The sequence below is a fragment of the Devosia sp. GW821-FHT12F11 genome (assembly GCF_058806655.1).
The window spans coordinates 491,438-509,283 of record NZ_JBXAPX010000001.1 but is presented as its reverse complement, the minus strand read 5'-3'; the positions used below and the strand labels follow the sequence as shown (position 1 = coordinate 509,283).

Genomic DNA, 17,846 nt, shown 5'->3' with positions numbered 1-17,846 from the left:
CTTCAGCGCAGCTGCGCCGCGAGAAAATCGCCGGTCGCGGCGATCAGCGCGTCGACCGTTTCCGGCCCGGCTTCGATGTTGAAGACGTGGTCCATCTTGGCGGTCCAGAGCTGCTCCTCACCGGAATGTGCATCGATCAGCCGCTCGACGCCGCCGGCGCCGACCAGCGCATCGTTGCTGCCCTGGGCGACCAGCAGCGGTCCGCCATAGCCCGCGAGAGCCGCCGCCGGGTCCAGCGCCCTGAGCTCGGCGACCATCGGTCGGCCCAGGCTGATCGGCTGGTCCCAGGGCATCGTCACATCGAGCGGCGCGCCCTCCGGCGCCGCCGCCATCACCTCGGCGCCGAGAATGCCGGTGAAGGTTGCCATGGGATCGTTGACGCCGTTCCACAGCACCAGCGCGTCAGGCTGGCTCACCTCGGCCACTGCCGATGCCACCGGGCCGCCAAGGCTCCAGCCGAGAACGGCGAGGCGATCGCCATCGAGGCGGGGATCGGCCTTGAGAAACGCAATGGCGCCGATGCCGTCGGCAGCTTCCGAACTGACGGTCGCCTCGGCGAAGCTGCCGGCGCTCTCGCCCGAGCCGCGATAGTCGATCCTGAGGCTGGCAAGGCCGCGGTCGGCCCAGAGCCTCGCGGCGCGGGCATAGGGACCTTCCTCGGTCCCGGCGATCGGCCACTCGCCGCGATGCCCGAGAAAGCCGAACAGCATCAGCACCACCGGGGCGGGCTCCCCGGTCTCGGGCAAAGTGAGCGTTCCGACCACCGTCTGCCCATCGACCTCGAACCGCACCACCTCTTCACGCGGCGCGGCGGCAGCCGGCAGAACCGTACCAAGCAGGGCGGCGGCAAGCGCGACTGCCAGTGTCTGTTTCGTCTTCGTCATTTGAGCTTCCCTCAGTTCTGGCGGGGCCAGTCCCGCCGCTGAGGGAGGTTGTCGGCCAACCCTGCTGACAGGGTGCGGCAGGAGGCTGTGGCGCTTCGACCTGAACCTGAGCGTGGTGCCACCCCCACCCTTGATCCCTCCCCACAGGGGAGGGAAACGCTTGAACCGAGAACTTGCAGCTATCGCCTCCCGCCCCCTTGTGGGGAGGGAATGAGGGTGGGGGTTGCCACACGCACCGGGCTCCCGGACCTCAGCCCGGCTGGCTCGCCCAGTCCGGATGCTGCCGGGCCCATTCCTCGCGCCATTCCTTGGCCAGCTGCAGACGGCGGCGGCCGTAGCGCTGGTCGGTCTCGGACGCGGAGACGATCCGGTCGGTGCGGAAATTTCGGAAGGCTTCGCGCATGCAGCACCAGCCGGCGACGATCTGCTTGCCCTCGTAATAGGCGAGCTGCACCGGCCAGATGTCACGCTCGGAATGCCTGCCGCTCTCGTCGGCGTAGCCGATATGCAGCGCCTTCTCGTTGCGCATGGCGGCGCGCACCAGCCCGAGCACCGGGGTCGGCTCCTGCGGGCCGCGCATCAGCACCGGCCACAAGCCCGTATCCTTGATGCGGTCGCGCAGATCGTCCGGCGAGGCAGTGGCGATCTTGGCCAGGGCGTTCTTTGCGGCGCCGGCAAGGCCCGCATCGGGCTGCGACTGCACCCAGCGGCCGCCCAGCACCAGCGCCTCGAGTTCCTCTGGCGTGAACATCAGCGGCGGCAGGAAGAAGCCTGGCCTCAGCATGTAGCCCACCCCGGCCTCGCCATCGATCGGCGCGCCCAGCCCGATAAGCGTCTGCACGTCGCGATAGAGCGTGCGCACGGAGACGCCCTGCTCCTCAGCCAGCGCCGCCGCGGTGACCGGGCGACGGTGACGGCGCAGCGCGTCCATGACGGAAAACAGGCGTTCGGTCTTGTCCAAGCAATCATCTCCCAAGGGTCCTTGGTTCTAAATCGTTTCACCGTTTCAACGAAACGCCGAAACGCTCCAGGTCCTTCATTTGGTCGCGCTTTCGAACCGGAAAGGTCTGCAACCTTTCCTGAAAGCGCTCCGTCGAAACTCGGGCTGCTGCACCATGCGACGGCGCTGCTGCCAGAGCCTGTCAGGAGCAGCGATTGACATTTCGTAATATCCCGAAATATGTTGGTGCCAACGACAGGAGATCGCGATGGGCGGCAAACCGCACAGCCTCAACGGCATCGGCCATTTCGATATTGCCGGCCCGGATTTCGGGGCGTTGCAGAGCTTTTATTCCGGCGTGCTCGGCTGGCAGGTAACGCCGCGCGGCCCAGGCTACGGCATGGTCGCAACGCCGGAGGGCGGACCGGATGGCGCGCTGGTCGAGGCGGAGACCGCTTCGCTCACCCTCGGCATCGTTGTACCCGATCTCGGCAAGGCGCTCGAAGCCGCCGAAGCCAAGGGCGGCGCCATTGCCATGCCGGTGGTCGACAATGGATGGGTGAAGAAGGCGCAGGTGCGCGACCCCGCGGGGAACCTGCTCACCCTGATCCAGGGCTGACTGATATCGACAGTTTCGACCTCGACGAAGTGCTGCGCGCCCTGTCGCACTCCGACCGGCGCGCCTTCGTTGCTGCCTGCAAGGGCGAGGCGAAGGCGGCTGGCGAGCTCGCGGCGCTCTCCGCGCTCTCCCTCGCGACAGTCTCCGAACATCTCAAGGTGCTCCGGAAATCCGGCCTGCTGGTGCTGGAGAAGCGCGGCCGCTTCTGGTTCTACCGGACCGACGCGGCCGTGGTGCAGCGGGCGGCAAGAGAGGTGGCCGTGCTGACGGCCACCCCAGACGAAAAGCGCTAGCTGCGTCGCGCAATTTCCCGATGGAACGCCCGAATGTCGTCGGCCAGCACATCGGGCACTTCCAGCGCCGGAAAGTGTCCGCCCTGCCGCGCCTCGTTCCAGCGGATGAGGTTCTGCAGGTTCCTCTCACCCCAGGCGCGCGGCGCCGGCAGGTCGCAGTCGGCCGGCACCAGCACGCCCTGCGGCACGTCGTGCCGGGGCATCGGCGACATGATCTCGTGGTCGGCGAAGGCCTCCTTGTAGAGCCGCATCGAGGAGCCGATGGTCTGGGTGAACCAGTAGACCGAGAGCAGCGTCGCCAGCGTTTCGAACGGGAAGACACGTTCGATGTCGCCGCCCGTATCACCCCAGCGGTGGAACTTCTCGAGGATCCACGCGGCGAGCCCGGCGGGCGAATCGTTCAGCCCCATCGCCAGTGAAGTCGGCTTGGTGCCGTGCACCAGCGCGTAAGCGCCGTCGGTGAAGCCGGCATAGGCGACCTGCTGAAAATACCCAGCCTCCTCCGGCGTCGGGTCGTCCGGCTTCGGATAACCCGAGAAGACATTGCAGTAGTGGGCGCCGAGCAGCCTGTCGGGATGGTGCCGCACCAGGCCCAGCATCGCGCCGGTGCCGAGATCCGAGCCCGAGGTGAGAAAACGCCGGTAGCCAAGCCGGTCCATCAGCCCGGCCCAGAGCCCGGCCGTCCGGGTCATGTTCATGCCCTTGTGCCGGGCCCGGCCGGAAAAGCCGTAGCCGGGCAGCGAGGGAATGACCAAGTCGAACGACACACCGTCGGTCTCGGCGGTGAGCCGGTCGACCAATGGTAGCAGTTCGACGAAGTTGCTCGGCCAGCCATTGGTCAGCAGCAGCGGCACCGGGCTGGCGCCCTTGCCGCGCACGTGGACGAAATGCACCGTCTCGCCATCGACCGGCTCAGTGAACTGCGGAGTGCGATTGAGTCGCGCTTCGGCGGCGCGCCAGTCGAATTCAGTGCCCCAGTAAGCGACGAAGCGGCGAAGGAAGGCGACGCTGGTGCCGTAATCCCAGCCGGCATCCTCGACTTCATCGGGAAAGCGGGCGTGTAGCAGCCGGCTCCGGAGGTCAGCGATCTCTGCGTCGGCAATGGCGATGGTGAAAGGGGTCATGCAGTCGTCTCCACATTGGGTGCGCGGAGACGAATGCCCCAAGCCTGCTGCCACATGCTGTCAGCAGTGTCGGGGGTGAGCCCTGGCGGGAGGTGTTGCGCTGGAGGCGGGCAAGCGGCGATGATGGACCGAACTGGAGCGTCGCAGTGGATCAGATGGTTTTCTGGATGGCGGGCGCCGCTGGATTGGCGGTCGCCTATCTCCTGGGCGCAACGCCCACCGCTTACCTTGTCGGAAAGCTGCTCAAGGGCATCGATATCCGGCAGCACGGCTCGGGATCGACCGGCGCAACCAATGTCCTCCGCACGCTGGGAACATGGCCCGCCGTTGTGGTGCTCGCGCTGGATGTGCTGAAGGGCACGGCGGCAGTCGTCTTTGCCGGCTGGTTCACCCAATGGCTGTCATCGGTCGCGGCGCCTGTCGGGCCCGATCTCACCGGCCTCAAGCCCTGGGCCATCTGCCTTGCCGGCCTCGCCGCGTTGCTGGGGCACAGCCGATCGATCTGGCTCGGTTTCACCGGCGGCAAATCCGTGGCGGCGGGACTGGGCGTATTGCTGGCGCTGTCGTGGCCGGTCGGTCTCGGCGCGCTAGCGGTGTTCGGCGTGGCGCTGGCCGCGTCTCGAATGGTCTCGCTCAGCTCGGTACTGGCGTCCTCTGCCGCGATCATCCTGATCCTGATGTTGGAGCAGCCGCTACCCTATCGGCTGCTGGTGATCGCCGGCGGCCTCTATGTGATCGCGCGGCATCGCACCAACATCCAGCGGCTGCTGGCCGGCACCGAGCCACGACTGGGCCAGGCCAGCCCGATGCCGCGGGCGAAGCCGTAGGCTCAGGCCTTCGCCAGCGCCGCGCCCTTCGCGGCGAGGCCGGCGAACACCGTCCAGTTGCGCTGCGTCATGCGGGCGCCGAGGCGCTTCTCGATGTTGAGTTTGGTTGTGCTGATGCCCTTGGGATAAGCGACGATCAGCTGTGCCCCGACCATCGCCACGAGCTCCGGCCCGTCCCAACCCTCAAGCGGCGTCCAGTCGGGCGCCTTGTGGAACGAGCAGACGCCGAGTTCGTGCGGACGCTCGGCCGCCACCTCGGGGAACGGGTTGGCCGTGACCACCGCCGCCATATCCCTGGGCTTGACGACGAACACCTCGTTGGCCGGACCGAGACCGAAACCATCGACCGCGCCCTGGACGAGCTTCCGCACCGCGGCCAGTGTCTGGCTGGAACGGAGGATGATGTTGCCGGTATTACCGACGGTCGAGACATCGTCGAGCCCGGCGGCGGCGCAGGCATCGCGCAGAGCCGCCATCTTCATCCTGGCGTGCGTCACCGGACCGATCGCGCGGATCAGGGCGACGTAGGCCGGCATCAGGCGATCTCGATATCGACGCGGTGGCTGTAGTCGCGGTCGGGCCCGTAGATGGTCGAGGGAAAATGCGGGTGGTTGACCGCGTCGGGCAGGTCCTGGTCTTCGAGGCAGAAGCCGCAATGGTTGCCATAGTGCTTGCCTTCGGCGGAGACGTCGGTGGTCACCGAGTTGTAGACCTGCAGCCCCGGCCGGTCGGTATAGAGCTTCAGGGTCAGCAGCTTGTCCGGTCCGGTCACCACCGCCACCGGATCCTCGAAGCGGCGGTCGGTGTTGAGCACCACGTTGCCGTCATAGTCGACCGGCTTGCCGGCGGGGTCGCGCATGGTGCGACCCTGACGGAAATCCCAGATGGTGCCGTCGACTGGCAGGATGGCGCCGGTCGGGATCAGCGGGCCGCCGAGCTCGGTATAGGCGGCAGCGTCGATCTTGTAGCTGTGGTCGAGCACGTCCGAACCGGTGCCGAGGTTGAAATACTGGTGCTGCACCACGTTGATCGGAGTGCGGCGGTCGGCCTTGGCGGCGATATCGAGCCGCAGCCGGTTGCCGGTAAGCGTATAGGTCGCGGTGAATTTCACGTTGCCGGGAAAGCCCATCGCACCGTCGGGCGAATCGAGGGTGAAGCGCACGGCGTTGTTGGCGCTGTCCGCCTCGCCATTCCACACCAGCCGGCCGATGCCTTCCGGTCCGCCATGCAGGGTGTGGCCGACAAAGTTGGTCTTCAACTGGTAGGTCTTGCCGTCGAGGGTGAACTTCGCATCCTTGATGCGGTTGGCGACACGGCCGGCGAGCGAACCGAAATACGGCGAATGGGCGGGGTAGCTGTCGAATTTGTCATAGCCGAGCACTACCGAGCGAAGGCCGCCGGCCACCGGCACGCGCCAGTCCCGCACCAGGACGCCCCACGAAATGATGTCGACTTCGACGCCGGTGTCGCTCCGAAGCTTGAACTGCTCGACCGGCTTGCCATCGAAGCTGCCGAACTCTTCCACCGCGACGCTCATTGCCGTTATCTCCTCTTTCGTGCGACGGGTTGATATCCGCAATCGGCAAGAAGCGGAAGCCGGAGAGGGGGAGGAGATGGACGAAGTGAAGCGCCGGGCCACCGTGCACGACGTGGCGCGCGAAGCGGGCGTGTCGCTGGCGACGGTCGATCGCGTGCTCAATGGCCGCCCCGGGGTGCGCACCGAAACCGCCGACAAGGTGGCCGAGGCGATCAAGGCGCTCGACTTCCGTCGCGACCTTTCGGCCTCGCTGCTGGCCCGCGCCCGCGACCTCGGCGTCACGTTCCTCATTCCCGATGGGCGCAACGAATTCATGCTCCGGCTGGTCGACGCCATCGCCCGGCGCGCCCGTACCACCAAGGGCGAGCGCATCTCGATCACCACCAAACTGGTGCACGCGTTCGACGCCGCGGCGCTGGCCAGTGCGCTTGGTGGACTCGACCCCAAGACCTGCGACTGCGCGGTCGTGGTCGCCACCGAGGACGACAAGGTGCGCCGCGCCATCGACCAGGCGTCGCGCCGCGGCATCGCCGTGGTGACGCTGGTCTCCGACCTGCCCGGCTCGGCCCGGCGGCATTTCGTCGGCATCGACAACAACGCGGCCGGTCGCACCGCAGCGTCGCTGCTCGGCCGATTCGCCGGACCAGGGGCCATCGGGCTGATCGCGGGTTCATTGAGCCTTGCCGACCACCACCAGCGCCGCGAAGGCTTCGAGGCCGTGCTTGGCGCCGAGTTCTCCGGCCATCGCATCGTCGGCCCGCTCGAGGGTTTTGACGACGACGCAAAGACCGAGGCAGCGGCGATCGAGCTGCTGAAGCAGCCGCTCGCCGGCATCTACAATATGGGCGGCGGTTATGCCGGCCTGCTGCGTGCGCTCGAGCGCACCGGCAAGACCGGCAAGGTCCGCGTGGTGGCGCACGAACTGACCGAGGCCACCCGCGCCGGGCTCGCCAGCGGCGCCATCGACGTGGTGATCGACCAGAACCCGGATGGCGAAATCGCCGCGGCGCTCGCCGTGGCCCGCGCCCTGGCGCTGGGGCAGGACGTAGAGCGCCGGCCGGCCCCCATTGAAATCGGTCTCTATCTGCGCGACAATCTCCCCAGAGGGTAATCCATCACAACGACGCCCCGGGAGGACTACGGCATGTTTTGTCTGCGCGGTCTTGAGGTACGTGCCTCATGACCTATCTCGGCATCGATATCGGCACGTCCGGCGTCAAGGCGCTGCTCATCGACCGGGCTGGACAGGCGCTCGGCGAGGCCACGGCCAAGGCGGTCGAGCCCACCCGGCCGCACCCCGGTTGGTCCGAACAGAACCCGGCCGACTGGTGGCACGCCACGCTCGAAGCGATCGACAAGCTGTCGAAGGCGCATCCGGGGGAGATGGCCAAGGTCCGCGGCATCGGCCTCAGCGGCCATATGCATGGCGCGACGCTGCTCGACAGAAACGACCAGGTGCTCCGCCCCTGCATCCTGTGGAACGACGGCCGTTCGGCCGCCGAATGCGCCGAGATGGAAGCGGCGCTGCCGGCCTTGCGCGACATCGCCGGCAACATCGCGATGCCCGGCTTCACTGCGCCTAAGATCGCCTGGGTCAGGAAGCACGAGCCGGAGATCTATGCGAAGATCGCCAAGGTGCTGCTGCCCAAGGCCTATATCCGGCTGCTCTTGACCGGCGAGCATATCGAAGAGATGTCGGACGCCTCGGGCACGCTGTGGCTCGATGTGGGCAAACGCGACTGGTCGGACGAGCTCCTGGCGCTAACCGGCTTAACCCGCTCGCACATGCCGCGACTGGTCGAAGGGTCCGCCCCCTCCGCCACGCTCAAGCGCGAGTTCGCCAGCCGCTGGGGGATGTCGGGCGAGGTGGTGGTAGCCGGCGGCGCCGGCGACAATGCCGCGGCGGCCTGCGGTATCGGCGCCATCCAGCCGGGCGAAGGTTTCGTCTCGCTCGGCACGTCCGGCGTGCTGTTCGTCTCGAATGACCGCTTCCGCCCCAACACGAAGGGCGCGGTGCACGCTTTCTGCCACGCCATCCCCGACACCTGGCACCAGATGGGGGTGATCCTCTCGGCCACCGACAGCCTCAACTGGCTGGCGAAAATCACCGGGCAGGATCCGGCGAAGCTCGCCGGCGCGGCCGAGGCCGGGTTCAAGGGACCGGGCGAGGAGATCTTCCTGCCTTACCTGTCGGGCGAACGGACGCCGCACAACAATGCTGCCGCGCGCGGCAGCTTTACCGGCCTCAGCCATTCCACCGATCCGGCACTGCTCGCCCAGGCCGTGATGGAAGGCGTCGCCTTCGCCTTCCGCGATTGCCAGCGCGTGCTCAAGGACGCCGGCACCCAGATGGGCCGGCTGCTCGCTGTCGGCGGCGGTTCGAAATCCGAGCTCTGGCTCAAGCTGATCGCCACCAATCTCGATACCGAGATCGCGCTGCCCGAGGACGGCGATTTCGGCGGCGCGCTGGGCGTCGCCCGGCTCGGGCTCTGCGCCGCTGAAGGCGCCGACCCCACGGAGATCATGACCATGCCGGCGATCAAGCGGGTGATCAAACCCGACGCCGGCTTGAAGACTGCCTATGCCGATCAATATGCGCGCTACCGCGCGCTCTACCCCGCCATCGAGGAGGCCCGTAAGTGACTGATTTCTTTAAGGGACTGAAGCCCGTAAAGTTCGAAGGACCCACATCCGCAAACCCGCTCGCCTACCGGTTCTACAACAAGGACGAACTGGTGATGGGCAAGCGGATGGAAGATCACATCCGGCCGGCCATCGCCTACTGGCACACCTTCGCCTGGGAAGGCGGCGACCCATTCGGCGGCCGCACCTTCGACCGTCCGTGGTATGACAAGGGCCTCGAGGGCGCCAAGATCAAGGCCGACGTTGCCTTCGAGCTGTTCGACCTGCTCGATGCACCGTTCTTCTGCTTTCACGACGCGGACGTCGCCCCCGAGGGTGCGACGCTCAAGGAGAGCAACAAGAACCTCAGGACCATCACCGACATCTTCGCCAAGAAGATGCAGAGCTCGCGCACAAAACTGCTCTGGGGCACGGCGAACCTGTTCTCGAACCGCCGCTACATGGCAGGCGCCGCCACCAATCCCGACCCCTATGTCTTCGCCTATGCCGCCGGGCAGGTGAAAGAGATGCTCGAGATCACCCATGAACTGGGCGGCTCCAACTATGTGCTGTGGGGCGGTCGCGAGGGCTACGAGACGCTGCTCAACACCCGCATCAAGCAGGAGCAGGACCAGGCGGCGCGCTTCCTGTCGCTGGTGATCGACCACGCCAAAAAGATCGGCTTCAAAGGGCAGCTGCTGATCGAGCCCAAACCGCAGGAGCCGACCAAGCACCAGTACGACTACGACGTCGCGACGGTCTACGGGTTCTTGAAGACCTACGGCCTCGAAAAGGAGGTCAAGGTCAACATCGAAGTCGGCCACGCCTTCCTCGCCGGCCACAGCTTCGAGCATGAGCTGGCGGTTGCCGGCGGGCTCGGCATCCTCGGCTCGGTCGATGCCAACCGCAACGACCTGCAGTCGGGCTGGGACACCGACCAGTTCCCCAACAACCCCGGCGAGATGGCGCTCGCCTTCTACCAGATCCTCAAGGCCGGCGGCCTGGGCAAGGGCGGCTTCAACTTCGACGCCAAGGTGCGGCGCCAGTCGATCGAACCAGTCGATCTGCTGTATGGCCATGTCGGTGGCCTCGACGTGCTGGCCCGCGGCCTCAAGGCGGCCGCCGCGATGATCGAGGACGGCACCTTCGACAAGGCACAGGATGCGCGCTACGCCGGCTGGAACGAGAAGGGCGCCGCCGCGATGTTGAAAGGCGAGCGCACGCTCGCTGAGATCGCCCAGTGGGTGGAAGCCGACAACATCAACCCCGAGCCGCGCTCCGGCCAGCAGGAATATCTCGAGAACCTGGTCAACCGGTTCGTCTAGCACCGTCCCTGCGGCTCTATTGCCCTCTCCCACCCACCGGCCTGCCTTCTCCCACTAGCGTTGCGCTCTGGCGCACGCCAACCGCTAATGAGGGAGAAGGTGGCGCGAAGCGCCGGATGAGGGGTGACGCATCGCATCGCGATGCGCGTTCCGAGCGGTAGCGAGGAGCGACGTCCTTCCATCCTTCCCCTCACCCGCCCGCTTCGCGGGCACCCTCTCCCTCAAGGGGAGAGGGAAGATACCGAGCAAGAACGCATGCCCACCATCCGCAATCCCATCCTCCCCGGCTTCAATCCCGATCCATCGATCCTCCGGGTCGGCGACGACTATTACATCGCCACCTCCACCTTCGAGTGGTACCCGGGCGTGCAGATCCATCACTCGAAGGATCTCGCCAACTGGGAGCTGGTGACCCGGCCACTGACCCGCAAATCGCAGCTCGACATGCGCGGCGATCCGGATTCGTGCGGGGTGTGGGCGCCCTGCCTGTCGCATGACGGCGAGCAGTTCTTCCTCATCTACACCGACGTGAAGCGCAAGGACGGCTCGTTCAAGGACGCGCATAACTACCTCGTCACCGCGCCCACGATCGAGGGCCCGTGGTCCGACCCGGTCTACATGAACTCGTCTGGGTTCGACCCGTCGCTGTTCCATGACGACGACGGCAAAAAATGGTTCGTCAACATGCTATGGGACCATAGGACCCGGCCGCTGCTGTTCGCCGGCATCGCGCTGCAGGAATATGACCATGGGCAGAAAAAGCTCGTCGGGCCGATCAAGAATATCTACCAGGGCACCGACCTGAAGCTGGTCGAAGGCCCGCATCTGTACAAGCGCAACGGCAAGGACGGACGGCCCTGGTATTACCTGCTGACCGCCGAGGGCGGCACCGGCTACGAGCACGCCGTCACCTTTGCCCGTTCGCGTAATATCGACGGGCCGTACGAGACCCACCCGATCAAGCACATCCTCACCGCCAAGGATGCGCCGCTCAACGCCGTGCAGCGAGCCGGCCATGGCGACATTGTCGAGACGCCTGACGGCAAGACCTTCCTCGTCCACCTGATGGGTCGTCCGACCACCCAGAAACGCCGCTGCGTGCTCGGCCGCGAAACCGGCATCCAGGAAGCCTATTGGGGCGCCGACGACTGGTTGTGGGTGAAGAACGGCCCGGTGCCCTCGCTGGAAGTCGAGATCCCCGGCACCCGCGACGGCGCGGGTTACTGGGCCGAGCAGCGCTACCGCTTCGATACGCTGCACCCCGATTTCCAATGGCTCCGCACGCCTGAGACCGAGCGCATCTTCGCGGTCGGCGACAACCAGCTGACCTTGTTCGGTCGCGAGTCGATCGGCAGCTGGTTCGAGCAGGCGCTGGTCGCCCGCCGGCAGACGCATTTCTCCTACGATGCCGAAGTGACGCTCGACTTCTCGCCGGTCGACGAGCGCCAGTTCGCGGGCATAACGGGTTATTACGGCCGCTACAATTTCCACTACCTCACCGTCACCGCGCATTCGGACGGCAAGCGCGAGCTGCTGATCATGAGCTCGCTCGCCAGCCACCCCGACGGCAAGCTCAGCTATCCCGCCGCTCCCGTAGCGCTGCCGCAGGAAGGGCCGGTGCGTTTGAAGATCGAGATCCGTGGCCCTAAACTGCAGTTCTTCTACGCCGCGGGCGATGCCAGGGCGGCCGGCAACTGGCAGCCGGTCGGCGGCACGCTCGACGCCTCGATCCTCTCGGACGAATGCGGCGGCCATGCCGAGCATGGCAGCTTTACCGGCGCCTTTGTCGGCATGGCGGCGTCGGATCTGAACGGCACCGCGAAGCCGGCGATGTTTTCGGACTTCGTCTATCGGCCGGTGCGCGATCCGAGCGATCGGTATTGATGGGCCGGTGAGGGAAGAATACCCCCCACCCTGTCCCTCCCCCGCAAGGGGGGAGGAGACCAAAACACTAACGGCAGTGGGAGCGTCTCCCTCCCCCTTGCGGGGAGGGGACAGGGGTGGGGGTCCTCTTCCCGCACCAGCGGTTGGGGAAGCGCTCCCCGACTCAGTTGCCCCCTCACCCCAAACCCCCTAACGTCCCGGCCTCCCTGTCTTTGCTGCCGAGCCGATGGACCAAGCGCCCTATTCTGCCCCCAATGCCCTAGAAAGCGCGCCCATCACGCCGATGATGTCGCAGTTCCTCGAGATCAAGGCGGTCAATCCGGGGTACCTGCTGTTCTACCGGATGGGGGATTTCTACGAGATGTTCTTCGAGGACGCCGAGATCGCCTCGCAGGCGCTCGGCATCGTCCTCACCAAGCGCGGCAAGCACCAGGGGGCGGACATCCCGATGTGCGGCGTGCCGATCCACGCCGCGCAGGATTACCTCAAGAAGCTCATTGGCCTCGGTCACCGCGTCGCCATCTGCGAGCAGGTGGAAGATCCGGCGGAAGCCAAGAAGCGCGGTTCGAAGTCGCCGGTGAAGCGCGACGTGGTGCGCCTCGTCACCCGCGGCACGATCACCGAGGACGATCTGCTGCCGACCCGCGGCTCGGCCTATCTGGCGGCGCTCAGCATGGTGCGGCACGGCGAGACCGATTTTGCCCTCGCCTGGGCGGACGTCTCGACCGGCGAGACCGCGGTGCTCGATGTTTCGGCGCTGGCGCTCGGTGACGAGCTGGCCCGCATCGCGCCGGCCGAACTGCTGCTCACCGACGCCACTCGCGCCACCCTCACTGAGTCGAAGATTCCGCTGCCCGATGCAGCGCTGGTCAACCTCGATACGGTCCAGTTCGACAGCGAACTGGCGGGCAAGCGGATCGCCGCCGCCTTCCCTGGCGGCGAGGTCGACCCCACCGCCTATTCCCGCGCCGGCCGAGCCGCGTTGGGCGCGCTGCTCGATTATGTCCGGGACAGCCAGAAGGGCGTACCGGTGGCGCTCCGCCCACCGGCTGCCGAGCGGCTGTCCGCCCATATGGCCATCGATGCGGCGACCCGCGTGTCGCTCGAACTCCTGGAGACGCAGCGCGGCCAGGAGAAGGGCTCGCTCCGCCACGAGATCGACCTGGCGGTGACCCCGCCCGGCTCGCGCCTGCTCGCCCGCCGGCTGGCGGCGCCGCTGTGCGATGCCAACCAGATCAATGCCCGGCTCGATGCGGTCGAGTGCCTCGTCGCCGATGGCCTCCTGACCCAGCGGCTGCGCAGTGATCTCAAGTCGGTGCCCGATCTCACCCGGGCGCTGACCCGGCTGGCGCTGGGCCGCGGCGGCCCGCGTGACCTCCGCGCCACCGGCGGCGCCATTGCCGCCGCGATCGCGCTGGCCGAGCGGCTCGCCACGCTCGATCGGCCGCCGGCCGAGCTAAAGGCCATCGCTGCCCGCCTCGCCGATGCGCCGGCGGCACTCGCCGCCGAACTGGCCGCCGCCATCGATGACGAGCCGCCGTTGCTGGCCCGCGACGGCGGCTTCGTCCAGCGCGGTTACGATGCGCCGCTCGATGCCGAGCGGGCGCTGGCGTCCGAGACCCGCGCCGTGGTGGCGGCGCTGCAGGCGCGGCTGATCGAGGAGACCGACGTCAAGTCGCTGAAGATCCGCCATAACGGCGTGCTCGGCTATTTCGTCGAGGTCCCGGCCGGGCATGGCGGCAAGCTCCTCGAGACTCCGCACCGCGAAACCTTCATCCACCGCCAGACCATGGCCAACGCCATGCGCTTCACCACGGCGGAACTGGCCGAGCTCGAGGGCCGCATCGCCAAGGCGCATGACGCTTCGCTCGCCATCGAAGCGACTATCTTCACCCGCCTCGCCGACGCCGTCGCCGCCGAGAACACCCGGCTCCGGGCCATCGCCGATGCGCTGGCCGAACTCGACGTCGCCGCCGCTTTGGCGCAGCTGGCGATGACCCGCAATTTCTGCCGCCCCACCATCGATGACAGCCTCGCCTTCTACATCGAGGGCGGCCGGCATCCAGTGGTCGAAAGCAATGTGCGGGCGCAGCACGAGGTGTTCGTCGAGAATGGCTGCGATCTGACCGGCGGGGCGCTGTGGCTGGTCACCGGCCCGAACATGGGCGGTAAATCCACCTTTCTGCGCCAGAACGCGCTGATCGCCATCCTCGCGCAGATGGGTAGCTATGTGCCGGCGTCGGCGGCACATATCGGGGTGGTCGACCGGGTGTTCTCGCGCGTCGGCGCCTCCGACGATATCGGCGGTGGCCGCTCGACCTTCATGGTCGAGATGGTCGAGACTGCTGCCATCCTCAACCGCGCCACGCAGCGCTCGCTGGTCATCCTCGACGAGATCGGGCGCGGCACCGCCACCTTCGATGGCCTCTCCATCGCCTGGGCGGCCGTCGAGGCGCTGCACGATCAGACCGGCTGCCGCGCCCTGTTCGCGACGCACTTCCATGAGATGACGGCGCTTTCGAAGACCCTCTCGCGCGTCTCCAACCACACCATGAAGGTGCGCGAGTGGGAGGGGGAAGTGGTGTTTCTGCACGAAGTGGCCGATGGCGCTGCCGATCGCAGCTACGGCATCCAGGTGGCCAAGCTCGCCGGCCTGCCCGAATCCGTCCTCGCACGCGCCCGCCAGGTGCTGGGCGTGCTCGAACAGCGCTCTTCCGGCGGAAAAGCCGTCGTGCTAGACGATCTGCCGCTCTTTGCGCATCAACCGCCCACCCCGAAGGCGGCCGTTAATCCCATCCATGACATGCTCGATCAGGTGCGCCCCGACGACCTTACGCCCCGCGCGGCCATCGACCTGATCTACGAGCTTAAGAAAATCCGCGATGCAGCTCGCCGAAATTGACGCCCGACCGCGAAAACCGGCCTTCCAGTTGACTTCGGCCGAGACCATTCTCGGCGACATAAGACGCCTTGTTGGCGAAGAGGACCCCAAGTCCGCCGCCAGCCGCAGCACCGTGCTCCAGCATGTCCGCTCGGTGCTCGCAGATGCCCGCACCGGCGCCGAGGCCGAGCTGATGGCGACCGGCAAGGGCACGCGCTGCGCGATGAATCTGAGCGCCGCCGAAGACGAGATCATCCGGGCGGTGCACCACTTCGCGGTGCGCGACGTCTACCCGGTCGACAACCCCTCCGGCGCCGAGATGATCTCGATCGCTGCGGTCGGCGGCTATGGCCGCGGCACGCTGGCGCCCGGCTCCGACATCGATCTGCTGTTCATCCTGCCCTACAAGCAGACGCCCTGGGGCGAGCAGATCACCGAATATATCCTCTACATGCTGTGGGATCTCGGCCAGAAGGTCGGCCATGCCGTGCGCTCGGTCGACGACTGTATCCGCATGGCCCGCTCCGACATGACGGTGCGCACGGCGACGCTGGAAGCGCGCTATCTGACCGGCGACCGCAAGCTGTTCGACGAGTTGGTGCGCCGGTTCGAAACCGAGATCATGCCCAAGACCGGCCCCGAGTTCATCGCCGCCAAGATGGCCGAACGCGACGAACGGCACCGGCAGATGGGCAATACCCGCTACGTGGTCGAGCCCAATATCAAGGACGGCAAGGGGGGCCTGCGCGACCTCCACGCGCTGTTCTGGATCGGCAAGTATTTCTACCGGGTCAAATCCAGCGCCGAGCTGGTGGGCAAGGGCGTATTGAGCGCCGAGGAATACCGGCTGTTCCAGCGCGCCGAGGATTTTCTCTGGGCGATCCGCTGTAACCTGCACTTCCTCACCGGCCGGGCCGACGAGAAGCTGACCTTCGACGTGCAGCCCGACCTCGCCCAGCGCCTCGGCTACAATGACCGCGCCGGCATGCTCGGGGTCGAGCGCTTCATGAAGCGCTATTTCCTCGTCGCCAAGGATGTGGGCGACCTGACCCGCATCTTCTGCACTTCGCTGGAGTTCGACCACGCCAAGCCGCTCGACATGGTCGGGCGGGTACTGGCGCCGTTCAAGCGCGGCAAGGTGCCGATCAAGGGCGAGACGGATTTCGTCATCGAAGGCGGTCGCCTGAATGTTGCCGGGCCCGAGGTATTCCAGAAGGACCCGCGCAACCTGATCAAGGGCTTCATGCTGGCGGGGCGGCACGATGCGCATCTCCACCCCGACGCCATCAAGCTGATCCGCCGCTCGTTCAAGCTGATCGGCCATGAGCTGAGGAACGACAAGCAGGCCAATGCCTGGTTCCTCGAGATTCTGACGGCGCCGACCTATGTCGAGCGCATCCTGCGCCAGATGAACGAAGCCGGTGTGCTTGGCCGCTTCGTGCCGGAATTCGGCAAGATCGTCGCGCTGATGCAGTTCAACATGTACCACCACTACACGGTGGACGAGCACCTGATCCGCGCCGTCGGCGTGATGGCCGACATCGCCAATGGGGGCCTGCGTGAACAGCTGCCGCTGACGCATGAGCTGTTGCCGCATCTCAACGATACGCGGCTGCTCTACGTGGCGCTGTTCCTCCACGATATCGCCAAGGGCCGGCCGGAGGATCACTCGATTGCCGGGGCGCGCGTCGCCCGGCGCTTCTGTCCGCGCCTCGGGCTCGACCCGGCCGAGACCGACACCGTCTCCTGGCTGGTCGAACATCACCTCTTGATGAGCGAGATCGCCCAGAGCCGCGATATCCAGGACCCGGAAACCGCCCGCTCCTTCGCCGACGCGGTGCAGTCGCCGCAACGGCTGGCGCTGCTGATGATCCTTACTGCCTGCGACATCCGCGCGGTCGGCCCCGGGGTATGGACCGGCTGGAAAGGTTCGCTCTTGCGCGCCCTCTACTACGCGACCGAGCCGCTGCTCTCGGGCGGCCACAGCCAGGTCACCCAGCGCGATCGCATCGAGGCGGCGAAGACCGTATTGCGCGGCGCGCTCGCCGCCTGGCCGGCGCCGGAAGTCGATACCTATCTCGGCCGCCACTACGACCATTACTGGCTGCGCGCCGAACCCGAACTGCAGGTCGAGCATGCCCGGATGATCCGTGCCGCCGACCAGGCCGGCCAGATGTTCGCCGGCTCGATCCGGGTCAAATCCTTCGAGTCGATCACCGAGGTCAGTTTCTACACCCCGGACCATCCGCGGCTGCTGTCGCTGATCGCCGGCGCTTGCACCATGGCCGACGCCTCGATCATCGGGGCGCAGATCTTCGGCACCCGCGATGGCCGCGCCGTCGACACCTTCCGGCTGCGCCGCTCCTTCACCTCGGACGAGGACGAAAAGGTCCGCGCCACCCGCATCATCGATACGGTGAAGCAGCTGCTGCAGGGCAAGCGCCAGGTGCTGATCGACCTCGGCAAGGAAAGCCGCCACAACAAGCGGCTGAAACCCTTTACGCTGCCGGCGCAAGTGGCGGTGTCGAACACCATCTCGGAGAAGTTCACCGTCATCGAGGTGATGGGCCTCGACCGCACCGGCCTCTTGCACCAGCTGACCCGCCAGATCTCCGACCTCAACCTCACCATTGGCTCGGCCCATATCGGCACCTATGGCGAGAAAGCCGTCGACGTCTTCTACGTCACCGACCTCACCGGCCATAAGATCGAGTCGAAATCCCGCCAGAAGAAGATCCACGACGCATTGCTGGCGGTGTTCCAGGGCGTGGACGAGAAGGCGGCCAAGGTGGCGAATGGGTAGTGCTGCCCCGGTCTCTCGGCTCCTTGGCCTTCTCCCCTTGCGGGAGAAGGTGCCCGAAGGGCGGATGAGGGGTCTGTTTCAGTGCACTCGTCGCTCGTCGCTTTGCT

14 protein-coding genes are annotated in these 17,846 nt (G+C 66.6%); 9 read left to right on the top strand and 5 right to left on the bottom strand.

What is annotated here, in order from left to right; all coding sequences use genetic code 11:
- Window positions 1-2: 2 nt before the first annotated feature.
- A complete protein-coding gene (locus AC1ROK_RS02590) occupies window positions 3-884 on the bottom strand; it encodes an alpha/beta hydrolase family protein (RefSeq protein ID WP_492843530.1) in 882 nt (293 codons plus the stop codon).
- A 250-nt stretch (window positions 885-1,134) separates the two neighbouring features.
- Window positions 1,135-1,845, bottom strand: a complete 711-nt coding sequence (locus tag AC1ROK_RS02585) for a helix-turn-helix transcriptional regulator (protein WP_492843528.1) — start codon at window positions 1,843-1,845, stop codon at window positions 1,135-1,137.
- A gap of 247 nt (window positions 1,846-2,092) precedes the next feature.
- Here AC1ROK_RS02585 and AC1ROK_RS02580 point away from each other — a divergent pair, with 247 nt between their 5' ends.
- The gene (locus tag AC1ROK_RS02580; protein WP_492843526.1) at window positions 2,093-2,443 is read left to right on the top strand and encodes a VOC family protein; all 351 of its coding nucleotides are present in this window, start codon (window positions 2,093-2,095) and stop codon (window positions 2,441-2,443) included.
- Between the two features lie 29 nt (window positions 2,444-2,472).
- A complete protein-coding gene (locus tag AC1ROK_RS02575; protein ID WP_492843524.1) occupies window positions 2,473-2,736 on the top strand; it encodes an ArsR/SmtB family transcription factor in 264 nt (87 codons plus the stop codon).
- Here AC1ROK_RS02575 and AC1ROK_RS02570 read toward each other — a convergent pair.
- Window positions 2,733-3,860, bottom strand: a complete 1,128-nt coding sequence (locus AC1ROK_RS02570; protein WP_492843522.1) for an epoxide hydrolase family protein — start codon at window positions 3,858-3,860, stop codon at window positions 2,733-2,735. The two genes, AC1ROK_RS02575 and AC1ROK_RS02570, sit on opposite strands and share 4 nt — an antisense overlap.
- Before the next feature lie 155 nt (window positions 3,861-4,015).
- Here AC1ROK_RS02570 and plsY point away from each other — a divergent pair, with 155 nt between their 5' ends.
- Window positions 4,016-4,687, top strand: a complete 672-nt coding sequence (plsY, locus tag AC1ROK_RS02565) for a glycerol-3-phosphate 1-O-acyltransferase PlsY (RefSeq protein WP_492844663.1) — start codon at window positions 4,016-4,018, stop codon at window positions 4,685-4,687.
- 2 nt (window positions 4,688-4,689) lie between these two features.
- Here the strand turns inward: plsY and AC1ROK_RS02560 are convergent, their stop codons facing one another.
- On the bottom strand, window positions 4,690-5,223 hold the full coding sequence (locus AC1ROK_RS02560; protein WP_492843520.1) for a DUF1697 domain-containing protein: 534 nt from the start codon (window positions 5,221-5,223) through the stop codon (window positions 4,690-4,692).
- Window positions 5,223-6,224: an aldose epimerase family protein gene (locus tag AC1ROK_RS02555; RefSeq protein WP_492843518.1), complete on the bottom strand. Its 1,002-nt coding sequence runs from the start codon at window positions 6,222-6,224 to the stop codon at window positions 5,223-5,225. The genes AC1ROK_RS02560 and AC1ROK_RS02555 overlap by 1 nt, the downstream gene beginning before the upstream one ends.
- 76 nt (window positions 6,225-6,300) lie before the next feature.
- Here AC1ROK_RS02555 and AC1ROK_RS02550 point away from each other — a divergent pair, with 76 nt between their 5' ends.
- From AC1ROK_RS02550 to AC1ROK_RS02525, 6 genes are all read left to right on the top strand, one after another.
- Entirely contained in the window at window positions 6,301-7,335 is a 1,035-nt protein-coding gene (locus tag AC1ROK_RS02550; RefSeq protein ID WP_492843516.1) for a LacI family DNA-binding transcriptional regulator, read from the top strand.
- A 68-nt stretch (window positions 7,336-7,403) separates the two neighbouring features.
- On the top strand, window positions 7,404-8,867 hold the full coding sequence (xylB, locus tag AC1ROK_RS02545) for a xylulokinase (RefSeq protein ID WP_492843514.1): 1,464 nt from the start codon (window positions 7,404-7,406) through the stop codon (window positions 8,865-8,867).
- A complete protein-coding gene (xylA, locus tag AC1ROK_RS02540) occupies window positions 8,864-10,171 on the top strand; it encodes a xylose isomerase (protein WP_492843512.1) in 1,308 nt (435 codons plus the stop codon). The genes xylB and xylA overlap by 4 nt, the downstream gene beginning before the upstream one ends.
- A 255-nt stretch (window positions 10,172-10,426) precedes the next feature.
- A complete protein-coding gene (locus AC1ROK_RS02535; protein ID WP_492843510.1) occupies window positions 10,427-12,055 on the top strand; it encodes a glycoside hydrolase family 43 protein in 1,629 nt (542 codons plus the stop codon).
- Between the two features lie 226 nt (window positions 12,056-12,281).
- Window positions 12,282-14,957, top strand: coding sequence for a DNA mismatch repair protein MutS (mutS, locus tag AC1ROK_RS02530; protein ID WP_492843508.1), 2,676 nt, complete (start codon window positions 12,282-12,284; stop codon window positions 14,955-14,957).
- A complete protein-coding gene (locus AC1ROK_RS02525; protein ID WP_492843506.1) occupies window positions 14,938-17,739 on the top strand; it encodes a [protein-PII] uridylyltransferase in 2,802 nt (933 codons plus the stop codon). Before mutS ends, AC1ROK_RS02525 begins: the two co-directional genes overlap by 20 nt.
- Window positions 17,740-17,846: the final 107 nt, after the last annotated feature.